Consider the following 20,608-nt stretch of genomic DNA (forward strand, 5'->3'; position numbering starts at 1 on the left):
TCACCTCACCTCGTACGGCCCCACCTCGTACGACTCTTCAAGGAGCAGCGCATGAGCAAGCAGACCGTCCTCGGCCGGGTCACCCAGCTGGCGAAGGCGAACATCCACGCCCTCCTGGACCAGGCGGAGGATCCGCAGAAGATGCTGGACCAGCTGATCCGCGACTACTCGTCGAACATCTCGGAGGCGGAGGAGGCGGTGGCGGCGACCATCGGCAATCTGCGGCTGATGGAGCAGGACCACGCGGAGGACGTGGCGGCGGCCGCCGAGTGGGGCGGGAAGGCCCTCTCCGCCAGCCGGAAGGCGGACGAACTGCGGACCGGCGGGCAGGCGGCGGAGGCGGACCGCTTCGACAACCTCGCCAAGGTGGCGCTCGGACGTCAGCTCCAGTCGGAGAAGGAGGCGCGGACGGCCGAGCCGACCATCGCCGCGCAGACGGAGGTCGTACGGAAGCTGACCTCGGGCCTCGACCGGATGAAGGCCAAGCTGGTCGAGCTCCAGGCCAGGCGGGACGAGCTGGTCGCCCGCGCGAAGTCGGCGCAGGCGCAGAACACGATGATGGACGCGGTGAAGAGCATCGACGTCCTGGACCCGACGAGCGAGCTGAGCCGCTTCGAGGACAAGGTGCGCCGGGAGGAGGCGCGGGCCCTGGGCAAGCAGGAGCTGGCCGCGTCCTCGCTCGACGCGCAGTTCGAGCAGCTGGACGCGCTGGGCGACGAGGCGGAGATCGCGGCCCGGCTGGCCGCGCTCAAGGCGGCCTGAGCCGTCCTCGGCGCGAACCGTCCTCAGAACATGCTGAGGAGCTGGTCCACGGTGGGTTCCGCGGTGGGCCCGCCGTCGGGCAGCGCCAGCTCGAACCAGACGGTCTTGCCGCGCGGGGTGCGGCGCGAGCCCCAGGAGGCGGAGAGCAGGCCGACGAGCTGGAGGCCGCGGCCGCCCTCGTCGGTGTCCTTGGCGCGGCGGCGCCGCGGCTGGACGAGGCCGGCGTCCCAGACCTCGCAGACGAGGGTGCGGTCGCGCAGCAGCCGGAGCCGTATCTCGCCCTCGCCGTACCGGAGCGCGTTGGTGACGAGTTCGCTGACGAGGAGTTCGACGGTGTCCACGAGGGCGTCGAGGCCCCAGGCGGTGAGCTGGGCGCGGGCGAGTTCGCGGGCGCGGCCGACGGAGCGGGGCTCGCGGGGCAGCCGCCAGTCCCCGACGGCCTCGGCGGGCAGTCCCTGGATACGGGCCATCAGGAGGGCGATGTCGTCCTCGCCGTGGCCGGTGTCGAGGGTGGTCAGGACCCGGTCGCAGACGTCCTCCAGGGGGCGGGCCCGGTCGGCGAGGGCCCGCCGGAAGGCGCTGAGGCCCTCGTCGAGGGGGTGGTCGCGGGATTCGACGAGTCCGTCGGTGTAGAGCGCGAGGAGGGAGCCCTCGGGGAGTTCGACCTCGACCTCCTCGAAGGGTTCGCCGCCGACGCCCAGCGGCATCCCCGGGGGCACGTCGAGGAGGACGGCCTCCTCGCCGGGGGCGACGAGGACGGGCGGGAGGTGGCCGGCGTTGGCGAAGGCGCAGCGTCTGGTCACGGGGTCGTAGACGGCGTAGACGCAGGTGGCGAGGTAGACCTCGGAGAGTTCGGGGCCGCGGTTCTTGTTGGCGCGGGACTGCTGGGCGCCGATGGGGGCGCCGAGGCCGCGGGCGATCTCGTCGAGGTGGGAGAGGACCTCGGCGGGTTCGAGGTCGAGCTGGGCGAGGGTGCGGACGGCGGTGCGCAGTTCGCCCATGGCGACGGCGGCGCGCAGGCCGCGGCCCATGACGTCGCCGATGACGAGGGCGGTGCGGTGGCCGGGGAGTTCGATGACGTCGAACCAGTCGCCGCCGACCTCGGTGGCGTCGGTGCCGGGGAGGTAGCGGCAGGCGATGTCGAGTCCGGCGGCCTCGGGGTCGCCGGGCGGGAGCAGGCTGCGCTGGAGGATGAGGGCGCGCTCGTGCTCGCGGCGGTAGAGGCGGGCGTTGTCGATGCAGACGGCGGCGCGGGCGGCGAGTTCGACGGCGAGGGCCCGGTCGCGGTCGCCGAAGGGTTCGCTGCCCTTGGTGCGGGAGAACTGCACGAGGCCGACGACGGTGTCGTGGGCGACCATCGGGACGGCGAGGGTGGAGTGGACGAGGTCGCCCTCGCCGCCGGGCACGGTGCGGACCCGGCCGGTGCGCAGGGCTCCGGCGGTGGGCGAGTTGAAGGGGTACCGGTGGACGGCGCCGACCTCGATGGGGACGGGTGCGCCGCCGTCGCCGGCCGGTCCGTGGCCCTCGTCGGTTCTGAGGGGGGTGTCGGAGACGGCGGAGGCGAAGGCGACCCGGCGCAGTTCGGCGCTGCCCGCGCCGTAGCCGACGTCGTGGGAGCTGCCCCAGCGGCCGGGCGGGGCCTCGTCGCCGGTGAGGAGGCCCTGGTAGAGGTCGACGGAGGCGAGGTCGCAGAAGCCGGGGACGGCGACGTCGAGGAGTTCGCGGGCGGTGGCCTCCAGGTCGAGGGAGTTCCCTATGCGGGCTCCGGCCTCGTTGAGGAGGGCGAGGTTGCGGCGGGCGCTGGCGGCCTCGCGGGCGGCGCTCTGCCGGCGGGTGACGTCGATGCCGAGCCCGGCGACGCCGATGGGGCGGCCGGAGCCGCTGTGCACCCGGTAGAGGTTGATGGACCAGTGGCGGCGGATCCGGGCGCCGGGGGCGGCGCCGGTGATGTGGAGGTCGGTGACGGACTCTCCGGTCTCCAGGACGCGGCGGAGGGCAGTGGTCATCCGGTCGGCCTCGGGCTTGGCGAGGTAGTCGTGGACGCCGCGGCCCCGGTGGTCGTCGGCGTCGCCGCCGAAGACGGCGGCGAAGCGCTGGTTGGCGCGCTTGACGGTGAGGTCGGTGCCGAAGAGGAGGAAGCCGAAGGGGGATTGGCCGAAAATGGCCTGGGATGCGGCGAGGTCGGTCTCGATCCTCCGCAGGGCGCGGACGTCGACGACGATGCAGAGCGCGGCCCGCTCGCCGGTCTCGGTCTCGGTGGGCATCACGTACAGCTCGGCGATGCCGTGCGGCCGGTCCTGTCCGGGGGGCCCGGCCTGGCCGGGGATGCGGAACGGGACGAGGCCGGTCCATTCGCGCCCGTCGAGGACCTCCTTGACCTGCCGGTGGCCGCGATCGCGCAGCTCGGCGGGCATGAAGACCTCGACCGGGTCCTTGCCGCGGGCCTCCCGGGCGTCCACGCCGAAGAGGTCCGCCGCCCGGCGGCTCCACTGGTCGACGCGTCCGTCGGGCCCGAGGGAGAAGGAGGCGACCCGGATGTAGTCGTAGATCGAACCGGGCGGGCTGCTCTGCCACACGACGCCGCCCGCCGTCTCGGATATCTCGCTCACGCGACCGTCCCCTCCAGCTCACCGCACCGGACCGGCCATGCCCGCAGTATTCAGCACGCGGGCCCCGGCGGCACGACGTCCACGATCACAGGGTGGTCTCGGTCGGCTCGCGACCCGCTCCGGTGATCGTCGTCCCTCTCTCTTTACTCACCAGGGAGAGCCAGCTCGAACCATACGGTTTTCCCCGTGTCGCCCTGCCGGGTCCCCCAGCGGCGTGCGGAGCAGGCGACGAGACCGAGCCCGCGGCCCCCTTCGTCGTCGGGTCCCGCGGGCCGCTCGGTGGGCGGATCCGGAAGCGGATCGGAGACCTCCACGAGGAGTGCGGAGTGCCGGGGCGGGTCGGTGGCGGCGCCCTCGGCCCGCACGATGCGCACCCCGATGGGCCCGGAGGCGTACCGGAGGGAGTTGGTGACCAGCTCGCTGACCAGCAGGACGGCGATGTCCCCCACGGTCGCGTCGACCTCCCAGGAGCGGAGGGTCTCGCGTACGGCGTGGCGGGCGGTGCGCACCGCGTCGGCCTCCGCCGGGAAGTTCCACTCGGCGCGGGCGCCGTCGGTGTCGATCACACGCGATCACTTCCCCAGGCACGGTGCAGCAGGAAGAGGATCACCCTCTCCCGAGGGACCAATGGGGACATACCCGGAATTACTCGCGAAATATCCCACCGGGGGGCGGTCATGGGCGCACAGTGGCACGAACGGCGTAGGGGGCCGGGTGCGAGCCCCGGTCAGGGGCGCGCGACGGGGAGTCTGCGCGCCGCCTCCACGACCGCCGGGCGGTCCTGGTCGAGCCAGTCCACGGTGTCGAGTTCGTCGCGGGCGAGCCAGCGGAGCGCGTCGTGGTCCTCCAGCGGGCGGGGTTCGCCGGAGAGCAGGCGGGCGGTCCAGACCCGGAGGACGTAACCGGGCTTGAGGGGCCATTCGCCGGGGATCCGCTCGCCGGTCTCGGCCTCGACGCCGAGTTCCTCGCGCAGTTCGCGGACGAGGGCGTCCTCGGGGCGCTCGCCGGGCTCGACCTTGCCGCCGGGGAGTTCCCAGCGGCCGGCGAGTTCGGCGGGGGCGCTGCGGCGGGCGGCGAGCAGGCGGCCGCCGTCGAGGAGGGCGGCCGCGACGACGACCACGGCACCGGTCCCGAGGTCGGTTCCGGTGCCGTGGTGCGGGGAGCGTGAGGTCATGCCCGCGAGGGTATCGGGGGCGTCAGGGGGTGGGGCTGACGCGCTCGACCCAGTAGAGCTGCTTGGGGCCGCGGGAGTCGAGCGTGTCCGCGATCCGCTGCGCCTCGTCCTGGGTCGCGTACCGGCCCACCCGGTAGCGGTTGCCGTTGTCGTCCTGCCGTATCACGAGCCACGGATGGACGGGGCCGCTGTCGGTCATCAGGCTTCTCCCTCCGCCGGGCCAGGCGTCACCAAGGATCTCCGGGAAACCGCAATCCGCATATGCCTGAGCCTACGCCTGACCTTCACACAGCGGATACGGATTTTCACCAAGAGATACGGATCGGCCGGGAACCGACGCAAGGCGGCCGAAGCACACATGCCGGACGGCGCGAGGGAGGGAGCAAGGAAGAGAGGGAGAGAGGGAGAGAGGGAGGGAGCTTCGACCCGGAGGTGGGCGGGTGCGGGTCCGGTCCGGTCAGCGGACCGGGAGGTGGTACGAGAGGCGGTAGCGGTCGGCGGGGACGACGACGTCGGCGGTCTCGACGGCGAGGCCCGAGGCGTAGAAGGTGCGCTCGACGACCATGACGACGTGACCGGGGACGCCGCCGAGGACGAGGAGCTCCTCGGCGAGGCCGGGGCGGGCGCCGACCTCCTCCACCACGTTGTCCACGACGACGTCGATCGCCGCCATCCGCTCGACCACGCCGCAGCCGCCGAGCGGCCCCTCCTCGGGGAGCATCACGGGCGTGCGGCCGGTGACGGCGAGCGGCTCCCAGGAGGTGGCGACCATCATGGCCTCGCCGCCGTCCCGGTAGACGTACCGCGTGCGCATGACGCGGTCGCCGGGCGGGATGCCGAGGCGCTCGGCGACCGGGCCGCTCGCCTCCTCCTGCTCGCTGCTCGCCTCCCAGGTGCCGCGCGCGCCCTCCACCGCCTGCTCCTGGCGGAAGGGGGTGGCACCGACGGCGGGCCGGTAGCCGGAGCGGGCGACGCGGCGGGGCACCGGACGCTCCCGGACGTACGTCCCCGACCCCGAGCGGCCCTCGACGAGCCCCTCGGCCATGAGCACCTTGCGGGCCTCCAGCGCGACCGTGTCCGACACCCCGTACTCCTCGCGGATGCGTGCCTGCGAGGGGAGGCGGGTATGCGGGGGGAGCGAGCCGTTCGCGATCTTCTCCCGCAGATCGCTCGCCACACGCAGATAGGCGGGCTGCTCACCGAACGTCACTGGACACTCCCCTCAGGTTGACAGACAGCTACAGCCTGACAACCGATTGTCGCCGACCGCAAGCATGGGCCAGAGTTTCACTCGAAGTGATGAAGGTGAACCGCCGCCGCCCGACCCCTTGACCCCATTGGTCTGGACCAATACCTTCCTGCCTGCGCGCCCACGCTCCAACCCGCCTCGCACAGGAACGAGCCCATGCGTCCCAGAGCCCTGACCAAGCTGACCCTCGGCACCGCCGCGGCCGCCGCCCTCGGCCTCCTCGCCACCCTGGCCCCCGCCGCCGACGCCCATCCGCGCCCCGACCACCGCCCGCCCGCCGCGGAGCACGCCCTCAAGCGGGTCGGCTACTTCACCCAATGGGGCATCTACGGGCGGAACTTCCAGGTCAAGGACCTGGACACGAGCGGCTCCGCCGCCAGGCTCAGCCACATCAACTACGCCTTCGGCATCGTCGACAAGGCCGGCAAGTGCGTCATCGGCCCCGTCCCCGGCTCCGACCCCTGGGCCGACTACGTCCGCCCGGTCGACGCCGCCACCTCCGTGGACGGCACCGCCGACACCGACGGGCAGCCGCTGGCCGGCAACTTCAACCAGCTGCGCGAGCTGAAGGCGAAGCACCCGAACCTCAAGGTCATGATCTCGCTGGGCGGCTGGAGCGGTTCGGCGTACTTCTCCGACGCCGTGCGCACCCCCGCGTCCCGCAAGGCCCTCGTCTCCTCCTGCATCGACCTCTACATCAAGGGGAACCTGCCGCAGGACGGCGCCCGCGGCGGCGCCGGAGCGGCCGCCGGCCTCTTCGACGGCATCGACCTCGACTGGGAGTGGCCCGGCTCCGAGGGCAACCCGGGCAACGTCATCCGCCCCGAGGACAAGGTCAACTTCACCGCCCTGGTACGGGAGTTCCGCACCCAGCTCGACGCCTACGGCCGTTCGCTGCCGCAGCGGAGGCACTACGAGCTCAGCGCGTACGTGCCCACCGCCCCCGCCAAGATCGACGCGGGCTTCGAGGTCGCCAGGATCATGCGGGACTTCGACTTCGTGAACCTCCAGGGCTACGACTTCCACGTCTCCGGCGAGACGACCACCGCCCAGCAGTCCGCGCTCTTCGCCAAGAACGACTGGAGCGTCGAGGGGACCGTCACGTCCTGGCTGCGGCGCGGCGCCCCGGCCCGCAAGCTCGTCGTCGGCATGCCGTTCTACGGCCAGGGCTGGACCGGCGTCACCGGCGGCGGCGACGGCCTCGGACGGCCCGCGACCGGTCCCGCCCCGGCGACCTGGGCGCCCGGCTCCGAGGACTACAAGAACCTCAAGGAGCTCGCGGAATCGGGCACGTACAAGCTGTACCGGGGCCACCGGAACGGCCACGCCTGGCTCTTCGACGGCACCACCCTGTGGACCTACGACGACCCGGCCGTGCTGCGCACCAAGGCGAACTGGGTCCGCACCCACGGGCTCGGCGGCGCCATGATCTGGTCGCTCGACGGCGACACCGCCGACGGCGAGCTGATCGGCGCGATCGACCGCGGCCTCACCCGCCGCTGAACCACCCGCTCCCCCGGAGCCGCCCCGCCGGGCGGCCGCCGCGGGGCGCGGACCGGACCGCCGGCGACGGCGCGCCGGGGCGGGGACGGCGGCTGGTCACGGGCCGCCGTCCCCGCCCCGCCCGGCCGCCGCCCGCCCCGGCGCCGGTCCGCACACGAAGGGGCCGGGTCTCCCCCCACGGAGACCCGGCCCCTTCCGCGTGCCGTACGACTGTCCGCCTTCCGCCGCCCGGGGCTCAGACGGAGCTGTGCTCGCCCGGGCCCTCCGGGGGCGTGTGGGTGAGGCCGAGGGCCTTGCGGACCTCGATGCTCGCGTCGTTCGGCACCACCTCCCAGGCGTGGTCGTACGCGTCCCAGAACTCCACCGAGTCCGTGGCGCGCGACAGCTTCGCCCACTGCTCGGAGGCGGCGTCCAGGCTCTTCAGATAACCCTCCATGGCCTTGCGCCGGGACGGCTCCCAGGTGCGCCCGCGCAGCCCGGAGCGGGCCGAGTCGACGGCGGAGCGCACCTCCGCGGCCCAGGCGAGGTTGGCCTGGAGGTCGTCCTCCGGGTCCTCCTCGGGCTCCGCGTAGAGGGCGTCCTCGATGGGGTTGACGTGGCCGAGGAAGGCCAGCTGGCCCGCGTCGAGCGTGGTCCCGTCGGAGCGCAGCGAGCCGGTGAGCCGCTCCGAGCCGCCGACGGCGCAGGCGATGCGGTGCTCGCCGGTGCGCCAGGCCCGCCGGTCCGGGGTGTAGTACAGGCTGAGGGTGTCGGCGGTCAGCGCCCAGGTGTCCCGCGTGTAGGCGGCGGCCATGGTCTCGCAGCGCTCCTCGCCGAGCGCGGTGAGCTCGCTCTCGCCGGGCCAGCCGTCGAAGCCGGTGGCCTCGAACCGTCCGGTGATCTCGCCGTCGTGGGGCCGGTCGCAGTCGACGACCCGGACGCCGAGGGTGTACTCGCCCTGCCCGGACTCGTCGACGAAGCACTCGCCGGTGCGCAGGTCCATCGGCATGCGCACGGACGCCGCCTCCCGCACGCCGTCGCCGAACGCCCTCACGCCTACCTGGATCTGCCCCGTGATCAGACCGATGAGGACGAGGAGGGTGCTGAGCGAGGAGAGCACGATGCCGGCGATCGCCATGCCCTTGCCGCCCTGGCCGCGCTTCTTGATCTGCCGCAGGGAGAAGACGCCGAGGACGAGTCCGAGCGGCGGCAGGCAGCAGACGATGCCACTGACGAGCGAGCCGACGGCGAGCCCGTTGGTGGTCGCCCGCGGCGGCGCGTACGGCCCGTAGGGGCCCGGCAGGCCCGCGTAGGGCATCCCGGGCGAGGTGTACGGCCCGGGGGCCGGGTACGCGGCGGGCGTCCCCGGCGGGGGCGGCTGGTGCGGCGGGGTCGGCGGGGTCGGCGGGGTCGGCTCCACGGGGGCGGGCTCCTGTTGGCGCGGGACGAACAGACGATCGGGCGCGCGCATCGTACGTGGCACGGCGAAGGGGCGGCCACCCGCCGGTGGCCGCCCCTGCCGTGCTCAGGGCTTCGAGCTCGGGTCAGAACTGCGGGTCAGAACTGGAGGGCCCAGGAGTCGATCTTGCCGGTGTCCCAGTTCGCGTTGTCCGTCACGCGGAGCTTCCAGGTGCCGTTGGCGACCTCGGAGGAGGCGTTCACGGTGTAGGTGGTGTTGATGTTGTCGGAGCTGCCGCCGGTGCCGAAGCCCTTGAGGGTGTAGGCGCTGCCGTCGGGGGCGATCAGCTGGACCTGGAGGTCGCCGATGTAGGTGTGGACGATGTTCACCTGGACCTGGAGGGCCGAGGGGGCGTTGCCGGAGACGCCGCTGACGGTGACCGGGGACTCGACGGTCGCGTTGTCGTTGATCGCGTAGTCGGCGGTGTTCTCGAACTTGTCACCGGTGGGCGGCGGGGTGGTGCCGCCGCCGCCGACGAAGAGCAGCTTGTTCGGGGAGCCGCTGCCGGGGCTGCCCACGACGTTCGGCGTGGCGGCGGTGGTGAGGGCCGTGGAGACCTGCGCCGGGGTCGCCGTCGGGTTGTCCGCGAGGTAGACGGCGGCGGCGCCGGCCACGTGCGGGGTGGCCATCGAGGTGCCCGAGATGGTGTTGGTGGCGGTGTCGCTGCTGTTCCAGGCCGACTTGATCGACGAGCCCGGGGCGAAGATGTCCAGGACGCTGCCGTAGTTGGAGAAGCTGGAGCGGGCGTCGCTGCTGGTCGTGGAGCCGACCGTGATCGCCTCGGAGACCCGCGCCGGGGAGTAGTTCGAGGCGTTGGAGCTGTCGTTGCCCGCCGCGACCGCGAAGGTGATGCCCGCCGCGATGGCGTTGCGGACGGCCTGGTCGAGGACGGTGTCGACGCCGCCGCCGAGGCTCATGTTGGCGACGGCCGGCTTGACGGCGTTCTGCGTCACCCAGTCGATGCCGGCGACGACCTGGTCGGTGGTGCCGGAGCCCTGGTTGTTGAGGACGCGGACGCCGACGATCTTCGCCTTCTTGGCGACGCCGTAGGAGGAGCCCGCGACCGTGCCGGCGACATGGGTGCCGTGCCCGTGCCCGTCCTGGGCGGTGTTGTCGTTGTCGATGGCGTCGTAGCCGTTGAAGGCCCGGCCGCCGAAGTCGTTGTGGCTGATCCGGACACCGGTGTCGATGATGTACGCCGTGACGCCCTGGCCCGCGCTGTCCGGGTAGCCGTAGCTCTGGTTCAGCGGCAGGGCCTTCTGGTCGATCCGGTCCAGGCCCCAGGACGGCGGGGAGGGCTGGGTGCCGTCGATCGTGAAGACGCGGTTCTGGACGACGGACTTCACGGCCGGGTCGGCGGCGAGCTTCTTCGCCTGCGCCTCGGAGACCTCGATCGCGTAGCCGTTCACCGCCGAGGTGTACGTGCGCTTGATCTTGGCGCCGAACTTGCCGGGGACCGCGCGGCCCTTGGCGGTCTCGGCCTGGGCGGACTCGTCGAGGGTGACGATGTAGCTGCCCGGGATGGTGCCTTCGGCCCCGGCGTTCTCGATGACGCCCTCCGCGGCGGCCGGCGCGGCCGTGGCGGGAAGGGCGGAGAGCGAACCGAGGGCCAGCGCCGTGACGGCTATGGCCGCGGCGGTGGTGATCCGGCGACGCGATGCGCGCATCACTGCCATGTGAGGTGTCCTCCTCGTGGGGGGTGCTCCCGTGGGGAGGGAGCCCGAGTGACCTTCATTAACGACATGGACATGACAAGAATGCGTGGGGTCCGACGCGGATCCTCACGACCTCGGCCGCCTTGCCGTCGCCGAAAGATTGACTGATCCATAGGAATCCCGCAAGAGGACTCACGCCACGCCAACTCCCGTGTTACAGCGCCGACATGACTGATCAGTAGCTTCCGGGCACGCGCTTCCCGGCCCCCACCTGCGAACCTCCCCCACCCGGCCGTCATCCGCCGACCGCCCTGAGGAACACGGGAATTCACAGCGCCGACACAGTCGGCGGACGGAAAAACGGGCCCGTCCCCGATCCTCCGGGAGACGGGCCCGCCGTCCGCGTTGCCCCGCGCGCGGCTCAGAACTCGTCGGCGCCGTTGCGGAGTTCGTGCGTCCAGTACCCGGTCCTCGCGACGGCCTCGTCGACGGCGAGCCCGCCCGCCGGGGCGGCCACCACGACGCTGCCCTCCGCCGGACCGTCGGCCGCGAAGAGGTTCACGTTGAACTCCTTCACCACCTTGTTGTCCTCGTGGACGCCGCCGTTGGAGACCCGCACGTTGGCGTACGCGGGCGCGCCCGCCGCCAGGACCACCGGGGCGGCCGGCTTGCTCGCGGGGACCGCCGGGACGTCCTTGGCCGTCTGGATCTCGCCGAAGGCGATGAGCGGGTGGCCGAGGAGACGGCAGGCGCGGCCCGAGGTGTTGGTGGCGGTGAGGACGATGTGCTCGGTGGGCACCTCGTCGGCCTTCTTCGCGGTGATCCTGACGTCGCCGTAGGCGCAGACCGGCGCCTTGGCGTCGGCGGCGGAACCGGCGGTGGCCGGGGTGGCCTGCGCGGCGGCGGTCGCGTCCCCCGACGCGCCCGAGCCCTTCGCGGCGGGCGCCGCGCTCTCCGCCGCCCCGGTCGTCCCCGTCGTCCCCGTGGTCCCGGTCGTCCCGGTCGTCCCGGTGGTCCCGGTGGTCCCGGTCGCCGCCGGTGCGCCGGTCGTGGTCTTCGCACTGCCGGCGTCCTTCGCGCCGTCGTCACCGCCGCAGGCCGTCAGGCCGAGCGAGACGGCCGCGACGGCGGCGACGAGAAGGGCGGTCCTGCCCGTGTTCCTGCTGGTGGTCGTACGCATGTCGGTGTTTCCCCCGTGGTCGGTGAAGCGCACTGCGCGGAGCGGTCGGTGGTACGTGTCCACCTTCCCGCCGCGCGCTGCCGTCCCGCTTGCGTACTGCTAACGCCCGCCGCTAACGCCCCGCCGCGAGGCGCGCGAGGCGCTCCGCCGCCCGCGCCGAACCCGCCGTGAAGCCGGCCGCCTCGGCATCGGCGGCAGCGCGTTCCAGCTGGTGGGCGGCCTCTTCGACCCGTCCTATGCCGGCCAGCGCCTCGCCCCGTACGATCCGCAGCTCGGCCTGGACGACGACGGCGTCGGGCGCGACGAGTTCCCCCGCGCGAAGCACGTGCGCCAGCGCCTCCTCGTACTCCCCCGCCCGCAGGCAGTGCCCGGCGAGGTGCTGGAGGGCGAGGACCTGGGTGGACGGGTGCCCGGTCCGGTCGGCGAGCGCGACCGCCCGCGCCATCAGCGCGCGGGCCCGGCCGTACTCCCCGGTGGCGTCGAGGACGGCCGCGTGGTTGACGACGGCGATGGCCTCGCTGATCGGGTCGCCGGCGAGGAGGGCGAGCGCGGGCGCCTTCTCCAGGTGGACCAGGGCTTCCTCGTCCCGCCCCTCCTCGTGGAGGATCCAGCCGAGCAGCGCCCGGGTCCGGGACTGCGCGTCGGGGTCGCCGGCCGCCTCGGCGGAGGCGAGCCCGGCCTCCAGGAGCGGGGTCCAGCCGTCCTGGAGCCGCATCAGCATCAGCGGCCAGGCGACGAGGGCGAGCCGCCAGGCCCGGTCGTGCAGCCCGAGGGCGGCGGAGGCGGCCACGGCCCCTTCCAGGGCGGGGCGTTCGGCGACGTACCAGTCGAGGGCGGCGGTGCGGCCCTCGAACTCCGGGACCGCGGCGGGCCTGCGCGCGTCGGCGGGCAGGGCGTAGCAGGGCTGCGAGCCGGGTTCGGCGGCGGCGTCGGCGGCGAGGCCCGCGTACAGGTAGTGGTCGAGGAGTCGGCGCAGCCCCTCCGGGTCGGCCTGCGGGGCGAGGCCGCGGGCGTAGAGGCGTACGAGGTCGTGCGGGGTCCAGCGGCCGGGCACCGCCTCGGTGAGGAGGTGGGCGGCGGCGAGCCGTTCGAGGTCGGCGGCGGCCCTGGCGGGGGTGGTGCCGGTGAGCGCGGCGGCGGCGAAGTGGTCCAGGTCGGAGCCGGTGTGCAGGCCGAGGGCGCGGAAGGCGCGGGCGGCGGACTCGGGGAGCTGCTGCACGGTGAGGCGGAGGGCGGCGGAGACGCCGACGTCCTCGACGTCGAGGAGCGCCAGCCTCCCCTGTTCGCAGGCGAGTTCCCCGACCATGTCGTCCAGCGACCGGGCGGGGCGTTCGGCGAGCCGGGCGGCCGTCACCCGGAGCGCGAGCGGCAGTCCGTCGCAGAGTCCGGCGAGCCGTTCGGCGGCGGCCGGCTCGGCGGCGACCCGGTCCTGCCCGAGCACGGTCGCGAGGAGGGCGGTCGCGGCGGCGGGCGGCAGCTGCCGGAGCGGCACGGGCCGGGCCGCGTCGGAGGCGATGAGCCCGCCGAGCCGGTCCCGGCTGGTCACCACGGTCACACAGCCGTCGCCGCCCGGCAGCAGCGGCCTGACCTGCTCCGAGGAGCGGGCGTTGTCGAGGACGACGAGCATCCGGCGGCCGGCGGTGAGGCTGCGGAAGAGCGCCCCGCGCCCCACCGCGGTCTCCGGCACCCGCTGCTGCGGCACGCCGAGCGCGAGCAGGAACTCGCGGAGCACGACGCCGGTCTCGGGCGCCGGGGTGTCGCTGAAGCCGCGCAGGTCGGCGAAGAGCCGCCCGTCGGGGAAGGCGGTCCGCCGCCGGTGCGCCCAGTCGACGGCGAAGGCGGTCTTGCCGACGCCGGCGGGCCCGGTGACCAGGCAGACCGGCGCGTCGCCGCCGCCGGCCGCCCGGTCGAGCAGCGCGGTCTCGGCCTCCCGCCCGGTGAAGCCGCGCGGCGCCCTGGGCAGCAGTTCCGGTACGACGGCGGGCTCGGGCGCCGGCGGCTCCGCGGGCGCCGGGACGAGGACCGCCCCCGCGTCCCGCAGCAGCTCCGCGTACGTGTCGGCGAGCGCGGCGCCCGGGTCGACGCCCAGCTCCTCGGCGAGCAGTCGGCGGGTGCGGTGGTACCAGTCGAGGGCGTCCGAGCGGCGCCCGGCGCGGGCGAGGGCCGTCATGAGCGCGGCGGCCAGCGACTCGCGCAGCGGGTGCGCGACGGCCTCGGTCCGCAGGACGGCGGCGGCCCGGCCGTGCTCGCCCAGCTTCCCGTACGCCTCCGCCAGCGCCTCCACGGAGGAGAGCCGCAGCTCCTCCAGGGCGGTGGCGGCGGCCTCCAGGGGCCCGCTCGGGACGGTGCCGGTGAGCGCGGGCCCCTGCCAGTACGACAGCGCCTCGCGCAGCATCCGCACGGTGTCGGCGGCGTTCCGCTGCGCGCCCGCGAGCCCCACCAGCTCCTCGAACCGGTGGGCGTCGACGAGCGATTCGGGCATCCGCAGCAGATAGGCGGACCCCTGCGTGGTGAGCTCCACGCCGTACGCCTCGGCGCCGTGCGCGGCGAGCAGCGCCCGCAGCCGGGAGACGTGCCCCTGGAGCACCGTCTTGGCGTGCGTCGGAGGCTCGTCCTCCCACAGCGCGTCCATCAGCCCCGTCACGTTCACGGCCGTGTTGGGGCGCAGCAGCAGCGCGGCCAGCAGGCTGGTCCGCTTGGCCGGCCCCGGGGCGACGTCGCCGCCCTCCGTCACGACCGCGACGGACCCGAGCAGCCGGAACTCCACCCGCACCTCCGCGTCCGATTCCCCCGCTGCCCCCGGCAGCCGAGGATACGCGCCCCTCCGCCCCCCACCTGCATCGATCCCGCCCCGCCCCCGGTATTCGTCCGAAACCGGCGGGCGGGCGGCCGGGGTCTCAGTCCTCGATCACCGGATTGCACGGCGAGAGGAACGGGTCCAGGCGCACCTCGACGAGCCCCCGCCGCAGGACCCGCACCCGGAAGGCGTTGGCGGCGTCGGGGATGTCGCCCTCGTCGGAGCGGTCGTGGAGCAGGCCCCACGAGCCGGGGAAGCGGCGGGCGATGTACGCCACCAGTTCGTCCAGCTCCGCGGCCTCCCGGCCGAGGTGGTTGGTCTGCCCGGCGACGGTGACGACGGGCAGGCCGTTGAGGACGTCGAGGGCGACCCGGCAGCTGGAGGACCAGTCGACGGCGCCGATCCGGGCGCGCAGCTCCTCCACGCCGGCCCGCAGCGAGGGCAGGTCGTCCTCGTACGGGTCCTCGGAGATGCCGAACCAGCCATGGAACTCGTACATGCCCTCACTCCAGCGGAGTCGTGTCGATCACCGGCTCGACGCCGTACCGTCGCCCGTACTCCTGGAGCTTATCGATCACGCCGGGGCCGGGCGGTCCGTCGAAGTGGAAGTACGGCGTGCGGCCGCTCTGCAGCGCCGCCTCGAAGGTGGCCTGCGCCTGTTTGCGGAACTTCTTGTTCAGGGTGAAGTCCGCCGGTTTGGCCTGGGCCACGTACTCGTCGCTGATGGCGTCGAACTCGCGGCCGTCCGGGTCGTTGGCGAAGCGTCTGCGGGGCTCTCCGCCGAGCTTCTCGGCCAGCTTGTCCGCGTCGGCGTCGGGCTTGGTGACCTCGATGAGGTCGCCGAGTCCGCCGTTGTCCTCGTACGGGGCGAGCCCCAGCGGGTCGCTGAACCGGAGCGGGTTGCGCACGTAGGCGGTCGGGTCGGGGGCGGGGGCGAGGCCGAGCGGGTCGGGGGTGGTGTAGCGGGCGGTGCGCGGGTCGTAGTAGCGGTGGTGGTTGTAGTGGAGGCCGGTCTCGGGGTCGTAGTACTGGCCGGGGAAGCGCAGCGGGGTGTACGCGGACGCGTCGGCGTTCCACGTCGTGACGCCCCACAGGGTGGTGCGGCTCTGCCAGGCGATGTGGCCGGTCTCGTCGACGAGTTCGGTGGGGGTGCCGATGAGGTCGGTGGCGATGGCGAAGAACCGCGCGTCGATCTCCCGCCGGGTCGCCGCGTCGTGCAGCCGCTCGGTCTGGGCGACCGGCGTCAGCCCCTCGTGGTCCCAGCTCAGCGTGGCGGGGTGGGGCAGTTCGGCGCACGCCTCGGTGGTCTGCTCGGCGAGCAGCGGGCCGTCCCAGACGAAGCGGGTGCGCTCGGCCACCGTCACGCCGTCGGCGGCGAGCCGCTCCTTGGCGACGCGCCGGCCGAGCGGGTCGTACCGGTAGCGCCACCGGGCCCCGTCCGGGGTGGTGACCCCGGTGAGCCGGTCCTCGGCGTCGTAGGCGTACGTCCACACGTCGGGCTTCCGCGACAGCCGGGTCTTCGTCCGGCGGACCAGCCGGCCCGCGTCGTCGTACGCGTACCGGTTGGCGCCGGCCTCGGTCACCCGGGTGCCGGTGTACGCCCGCCCGCCGCGGGCGTCGCCGGCGGCGAGGCGGTCCGGCCAGCCGGCGGAGACGGTGTTGCCGCCGCCGTCGTAGGCGTAGGACTCGCTCCAGCCGTCGGCGGTGACGGCGGTGACCCGGCCGGTGGCGTCCAGGCCGTAGCGCCGCGGACCGCGCAGACCGTCCTCGGACGCGACGAGATGGCCGTCCTCGCGGTACGCGTACGTCCGCAGGTTCAGCCGCCGGCCGCCGCGCGCCAGCTCCTGGGCGGTGAGCCGGCCGGCCGCGTCCCAGTCGGACGTCAGCGTCAGCGACTCCCCGACGGTGCGGCTCCGTTCGCGGCCCGCGGCGTCCCGGGTGAAGACGACGGCGCGGCCCGCGGCGGTCAGCGCGGCGGACCGGCCCGCCGCGTCGTGGGTGTACGTCGTGACGTGGCCGCCCGGAGTGACGCGCCGGGTGCGGCGCCCGGCCTCGTCGTACGAGAACGACAGCGCGTGCCCGTCGGTCAGCTCGGTCTTGACGTGGCCCCGGCGGTCGTAGGCGTACGTCAGCTCCGCGTCGGGCCCGACGGCCCGCAGCAGCCGGCCCGCGGGGTCGTACTCGTACGTCGTCACGGCGCCGCCGGCGTCCTTGCGGACGACCTGGCCGAGCACGTCCCGCTCGTAGCGGACGGCCGTGCCGAGCGGACCGGTCCGGGTCAGCACCCGACCGAGCGGATCGACGTCGTAGCCGACGGTGCGGCCGTCGAAGTCGGTCTCGGCGACCAGGTGGCCGACCGGGTCGTAGGAGTAGCTCCAGCGCAGTCCCAGCGGGTTGCGGACCTCGGTGAGGCGCAACTCGGTGTCGTGGGTGAACTCGTGGCGGGCGCCGTCGGGGTCGGTGCGGGCGGCGAGCAGGTCGAAGTGGGTGTACTCGAAGGCCGTGGTGCGGCCCTGGGGGTCGGTGTGGGTCAGGCAGTTGCCCTCGCCGTCGTACGTCCACGACTCCACGGCCCCGTCGGGTCCGGTGAACGAGGCGAGCCGCCCCTCGGGGGTCCAGACGTAGCGGGCGGTGCCGCCGGACGGCTCGGTGCGGGCGGTGATCCGGCCGAAGGCGTCCCGCGCGTACGTGGTGGTGCCGCCGTCCGGGGCCGTCTGCTCCAGGAGCATGCCCGCGGCGTCGTGGCGCATCAGGGTGGTCGCGCCGAGGGGGTCGGTGACCGAGGTGAGGTGGCCGCGCGCGTCGTGGGTGTAGCGGGTGGTGCGCCCGGCCGGGTTGGTGACGGCGGTCCGGTTGCCGTGCTCGTCGAACTCCTGCCGCCAGCGCTGCCCGCCCGGCAGGACCAGCTCGACGGGGCGGCCGGCGTCGTCGTGGACGGCCGTCCGGACGCTGCCGTCGGGGAGGACCGTCTCGGCGAGCCGGCCCTTGTCGTCCCAGCGGAACTCGGTGCGGGCGCCGGGCCCGCCGTCCGCGCCCGGGTCGGTGCGGGACAGCAGCCGGTCGTCGCGGTCGTAGGCGAAGCGGACGGTCGCGCCGGTGGGCCAGGTCTCGGCGACGACCTGGAGGTGCCGGTTGACCGCGTAGCGCCAGGTGTGACCGAGGGAGTCGGTGACCGTGGTGGTGGACAGGCCCGTGTCGGGGTGCGGGTCGCCGTAGTGGAACTCGGAGCGCAGGTGCCCCTCGGCGCCGGACTGGGAGACGCACCGGTCCCGCTCGTCGTAGACGAAGTCGTAGCGCGAGCCGTTGGTGTCCGTCCAGGAGACGATCCGGTCCTCGCTGTCGTACGCGAACCGGGTCGGGACCCCGCAGGACCCGGTGACCCCGGTGAGGCGGCCCTCCTCGTCGTACCCGTACCGGACGACCTCGGTGCCGCCGACGCTCAGCGAGGTGATCCGGCGGTTCTCCGTGGTGAAGTCGACGCGGTAGCCGCCGGAGTGGACGAGGGCGAGCGGGGCGCCCTCCTCGTCGTACTCGGCGGTGAGGGTGCGCCCGTGGCGGTCGGCGATCTCGCCGAGCGGCGCGGTGCCGTCGCCGCCCGGCTCGGCACCGGCGGGGGCGAGGAAGTGCCGGACGGTGCCGGTCTCCGGGTCGGTGAGGGTGTAGCTGCCGTCGGCGTGCCGCTCCAGCGGCCACCGCGGCCCGGCCTCGGGGAGCACCGGGGTGCCGGGGGCGGGGTGCGGGTAGGGCACGAGGAGGTTGTCCTCGCCGTGCAGGACGACGCCGATCGGGTCGACGGTCAGCCGCTGGTCGATCGTGGACGACCAGCTGTCGCCGAACCAGCGGCCGGCCCGGTAGGAGGACTCGAAGTCCCGGCGGAACGACAGCGGCAGGCTGCCCGGCAGCAGCAGGTCCTCCTGCGGCAGGAACATGCGGCCGGTCGCGAAGTCGACGGGCTCGCGCCCGCACCGCTTGCCGTCGGGCCTGCGGACGGTCTCCCTGAGGTCGTCGGCGCGGCGGGCCTTGGCGGCGTCCGCGAGCTCGTCGGCGAGCCGCACGCCCTTGACGCCGGCGCCGGCGCCGCCCGTCGCGACGGTGAGGATCGCGTCCGGCACCAGGGTGCCGAGCCCCTCCGCCGGGTCCTTCATGAAGTCGTCCAGCATCTGCTTGCCGGTGCCCCAGGGGTCGTTGGCGACCCGGACGAGTCCGGCGACGGTGCTGTTGAGGTTGGTGACGTACTCGGCCGGGTGCGTGATGTTGTACGGGTCCAGCGGGTTGACGCCCCGGATGAAGTTCACGATGCCGGCGGTGCCCTTGACCGCGCCCATGGCGAAGTGGGTCTTCATCAGTTCGAGCTCGTCGAGCCCGTCCTTCAGCTGCTCGCCGTACGACGGCTTGGGCGGGGCCGCGTCCCGGGCCCTGCGCACGGCGGCCCGGGCGGCCTCGGCGGCGGAGTTCCGCTGCCGGCGCGCGTCGGCGAGGATGTCCTGCGCCTCCTTCATCCGCTCCTTGCCGGGGTCGGAGAACTCACCGGGCCGGGGCGGCAGGGTGGCGGGGTCCCGCTTGTCGGCGGGCGTCGCGTTGTACTTGTCGACGGCGTCGTTGAAGGAGTCGACCTTCTTCTTGTGGGCGTCCAGGGCGTCCTCCGACGCCTTCGTGCCCGCCTTCCACGTGTCGATCGCGACCTGGGCCCGGCCCTGCGCCCAGGTCACCGTCGACTCGAAGGACTCCAGCGCCTTCGCCGCCTCCTCGAAGGCGTCCGCGCCCTTGAACCACTTGGGCGGCTCCAGCTTCACCGTCCTGCGGAAGGCGTCGGCCGCCTGCCCCTGGAGCGAGTCGGAGTCGAGCCCTTCGAGCCCGAGCCCGACGTCGTTGAAGGCGGCCGAGAAGTCACGCAGGTGGGCGGCGGTCGAGCGGAGCTTGCCGGGCGATCCGTAGATCAGCTTGGTCTTGTCCTCGGTCTGCCCGAGGTCCATCTCGTCGACCTCGGCGCCCATCCGGTTCGCGAGCGAGCGGGACTGCTCGCGCACCCAGTCCGCGCCGGACTCCCAGCCGACGTCGTCGAGGCGGTCCGCGGTCCAGTTGCCGACGTCCTCGACGCGGTTCCCGGCCCATTCGACGCCGTCCTCGACGGCGTCCTCGATGACGTCCGGCGTGATGTCGCTGACGAAGTCCCCGAAACCCACCGGTCAGTTCCCCCCGTTCTGGGCGCGCTCCTCGGGCGACGGCCCGAAGGTGTCGTCGACGGCCCGGTCGAACTGCTCCTGGTCGACGCCGAGGAGGTCGTTCAGCATCCGCGACCGCTCCCCGCCCTGCCCCTCGGTGAGCAGCGCGCGCCCGGTGTCCTTCCAGGTCTGGGCCATGTCGTCGCCGGCGCGGTCCCAGGACTCGCGGCTCCAGTCCGGGTTCAGCGCGTCCGGGGTGAGGACGTCGCCCCAGTCCTGCTGGGCGATGTCCTCCTCGGAGGCGTACGGGCTGCCGCCCGCGATCGCGTTCACGCCGAACTTCAGCGAGCTCTCGACGTACTGGTCCTCCTCCCACAGCACGCCCGCGGCCAGGCCGAGCTTCGCCGCGATCGCGTTGGCGTCCTGGACCTGCGCCCTGACCCCCCACTCCCAGCGCTCGCAGAAGTCCTCGAAGTCCGTGGAGAGCCCGTGGTGCCCGGCCTCCATGCCGGTCATGGCCAGCTCGGAGAAGCCCTTGCCGAGCACCGCGCCGGTGCCCGTCCCGATCTCCTTCAGCTCGCCGACCGCGTTCCGGATGCCCTGGGTGAGCCGCCGGACGGTGTACTGGTCGATCCCGAGGTCCTTCGCCCCGTCACCCATCAGACGCCACCCCCCGCGGTCCCCTCGACGGCCGCCGAATCCGGGACGATGCCCTCGGCCGGCGGGAAGAGCATGGCCCCGTCCGGGTCCGCGACGTCGACGGCGACACCGGCGGGCACGCCCATCGCCGGCACGACCTCGTCGAGCAGCCGGGCACCGAGCAGCTCGGCGAACTCCCAGCTCCGCCCCGGGTCCCCGACCTCCCGCGCGAACCGCGCGAGGGCCTCCTCGCCGGTGAACGCGAACACCCAGCGCACCCCGCCGAAGTGCCCCGTCCACAGCCCGCCCCGCTCCACCGGCACGAGCAGCCGTGCCCGCCGCAGCTCCCCGAGCAACGCCCGCGGCTCACCCGCCCCGGCCCGCCGCTCGGCGATCCGCCCGGCGAGCGCACTCCCCTCGACCACTCCGCCACCACCCCC

General features: G+C 73.9%; 15 protein-coding genes. 2 read left to right on the plus strand and 13 right to left on the minus strand.

Annotated features, from left to right (window positions below; all coding sequences use genetic code 11):
* The first annotated feature begins 51 nt into the window (after positions 1-51).
* Positions 52-762 (plus strand): PspA/IM30 family protein, encoded by a 711-nt coding sequence (locus HHL19_RS08460; RefSeq protein WP_169087220.1) that lies wholly within the window; start codon positions 52-54, stop codon positions 760-762.
* A 23-nt stretch (positions 763-785) separates the two neighbouring features.
* Here the strand turns inward: HHL19_RS08460 and HHL19_RS08465 are convergent, their stop codons facing one another.
* The 5 genes from HHL19_RS08465 to HHL19_RS08485 form a co-directional block, all read right to left on the minus strand.
* Positions 786-3,371 carry a SpoIIE family protein phosphatase gene (locus HHL19_RS08465; RefSeq protein WP_169087222.1) on the minus strand — a complete coding sequence of 862 codons (2,586 nt, stop codon included), beginning with the start codon at positions 3,369-3,371 and terminating at the stop codon, positions 786-788.
* A 143-nt stretch (positions 3,372-3,514) separates the two neighbouring features.
* The gene (locus HHL19_RS08470; protein WP_169087224.1) at positions 3,515-3,937 is read right to left on the minus strand and encodes an ATP-binding protein; all 423 of its coding nucleotides are present in this window, start codon (positions 3,935-3,937) and stop codon (positions 3,515-3,517) included.
* 161 nt (positions 3,938-4,098) lie between these two features.
* Entirely contained in the window at positions 4,099-4,545 is a 447-nt protein-coding gene (locus tag HHL19_RS08475; protein ID WP_169087226.1) for a (deoxy)nucleoside triphosphate pyrophosphohydrolase, read from the minus strand.
* A gap of 22 nt (positions 4,546-4,567) precedes the next feature.
* Positions 4,568-4,744 carry an SPOR domain-containing protein gene (locus tag HHL19_RS08480; RefSeq protein WP_169087228.1) on the minus strand — a complete coding sequence of 59 codons (177 nt, stop codon included), beginning with the start codon at positions 4,742-4,744 and terminating at the stop codon, positions 4,568-4,570.
* A gap of 258 nt (positions 4,745-5,002) precedes the next feature.
* A complete protein-coding gene (locus HHL19_RS08485) occupies positions 5,003-5,755 on the minus strand; it encodes a GntR family transcriptional regulator (RefSeq protein WP_169087230.1) in 753 nt (250 codons plus the stop codon).
* A 195-nt stretch (positions 5,756-5,950) separates the two neighbouring features.
* On the opposite strand from HHL19_RS08485, the gene HHL19_RS08490 reads away from it, so the two are divergent.
* Complete coding sequence (locus HHL19_RS08490) at positions 5,951-7,297, plus strand: glycoside hydrolase family 18 protein (RefSeq protein ID WP_169087232.1); 1,347 nt, start codon at positions 5,951-5,953, stop codon at positions 7,295-7,297.
* Positions 7,298-7,532: 235 nt separating this feature from the next.
* Here HHL19_RS08490 and HHL19_RS08495 read toward each other — a convergent pair whose 3' ends face one another.
* The 8 genes from HHL19_RS08495 to HHL19_RS08530 form a co-directional block, all read right to left on the minus strand.
* Positions 7,533-8,696: a DUF4190 domain-containing protein gene (locus HHL19_RS08495; RefSeq protein WP_169087234.1), complete on the minus strand. Its 1,164-nt coding sequence runs from the start codon at positions 8,694-8,696 to the stop codon at positions 7,533-7,535.
* Between the two features lie 137 nt (positions 8,697-8,833).
* Positions 8,834-10,411 carry a S8 family peptidase gene (locus HHL19_RS08500; RefSeq protein WP_169087236.1) on the minus strand — a complete coding sequence of 526 codons (1,578 nt, stop codon included), beginning with the start codon at positions 10,409-10,411 and terminating at the stop codon, positions 8,834-8,836.
* A gap of 400 nt (positions 10,412-10,811) precedes the next feature.
* Positions 10,812-11,570 carry a DUF4232 domain-containing protein gene (locus tag HHL19_RS08505; RefSeq protein ID WP_169087237.1) on the minus strand — a complete coding sequence of 253 codons (759 nt, stop codon included), beginning with the start codon at positions 11,568-11,570 and terminating at the stop codon, positions 10,812-10,814.
* Between the two features lie 112 nt (positions 11,571-11,682).
* Complete coding sequence (locus HHL19_RS08510) at positions 11,683-14,337, minus strand: BTAD domain-containing putative transcriptional regulator (protein WP_169087239.1); 2,655 nt, start codon at positions 14,335-14,337, stop codon at positions 11,683-11,685.
* 130 nt (positions 14,338-14,467) lie between these two features.
* Positions 14,468-14,866, minus strand: a complete 399-nt coding sequence (locus tag HHL19_RS08515; protein ID WP_169087241.1) for an Imm7 family immunity protein — start codon at positions 14,864-14,866, stop codon at positions 14,468-14,470.
* 4 nt (positions 14,867-14,870) lie between these two features.
* Entirely contained in the window at positions 14,871-19,550 is a 4,680-nt protein-coding gene (locus tag HHL19_RS08520; protein WP_169087243.1) for a putative T7SS-secreted protein, read from the minus strand.
* Positions 19,551-19,553: 3 nt separating this feature from the next.
* The gene (locus HHL19_RS08525) at positions 19,554-20,192 is read right to left on the minus strand and encodes a hypothetical protein (protein WP_169087612.1); all 639 of its coding nucleotides are present in this window, start codon (positions 20,190-20,192) and stop codon (positions 19,554-19,556) included.
* Positions 20,189-20,593, minus strand: a complete 405-nt coding sequence (locus HHL19_RS08530) for an SseB family protein (protein ID WP_169087614.1) — start codon at positions 20,591-20,593, stop codon at positions 20,189-20,191. The genes HHL19_RS08525 and HHL19_RS08530 overlap by 4 nt, the downstream gene beginning before the upstream one ends.
* Between the last annotated feature and the right edge of the window lie 15 nt (positions 20,594-20,608).

The organism is Streptomyces sp. R302 (genome assembly GCF_012927245.1).
In the GTDB taxonomy this organism is placed as follows: Bacteria; Actinomycetota; Actinomycetes; order Streptomycetales; family Streptomycetaceae; genus Streptomyces.

Excerpts from the sequence above, each read along its gene's own strand:
- HHL19_RS08460 (WP_169087220.1), top strand. The coding sequence starts at position 52 with ATGAGCAAGCAGACCGTCCTCGGCCGGGTCACCCAGCTGGCGAAGGCG.
- HHL19_RS08475 (WP_169087226.1), bottom strand. The coding sequence starts at position 4,545 with ATGACCTCACGCTCCCCGCACCACGGCACCGGAACCGACCTCGGGACC.
- HHL19_RS08480 (WP_169087228.1), bottom strand. The coding sequence starts at position 4,744 with ATGACCGACAGCGGCCCCGTCCATCCGTGGCTCGTGATACGGCAGGAC.
- HHL19_RS08490 (WP_169087232.1), top strand. The coding sequence starts at position 5,951 with ATGCGTCCCAGAGCCCTGACCAAGCTGACCCTCGGCACCGCCGCGGCC.
- HHL19_RS08500 (WP_169087236.1), bottom strand. The coding sequence starts at position 10,411 with ATGGCAGTGATGCGCGCATCGCGTCGCCGGATCACCACCGCCGCGGCC.
- HHL19_RS08505 (WP_169087237.1), bottom strand. The coding sequence starts at position 11,570 with ATGCGTACGACCACCAGCAGGAACACGGGCAGGACCGCCCTTCTCGTC.
- HHL19_RS08515 (WP_169087241.1), bottom strand. The coding sequence starts at position 14,866 with ATGTACGAGTTCCATGGCTGGTTCGGCATCTCCGAGGACCCGTACGAG.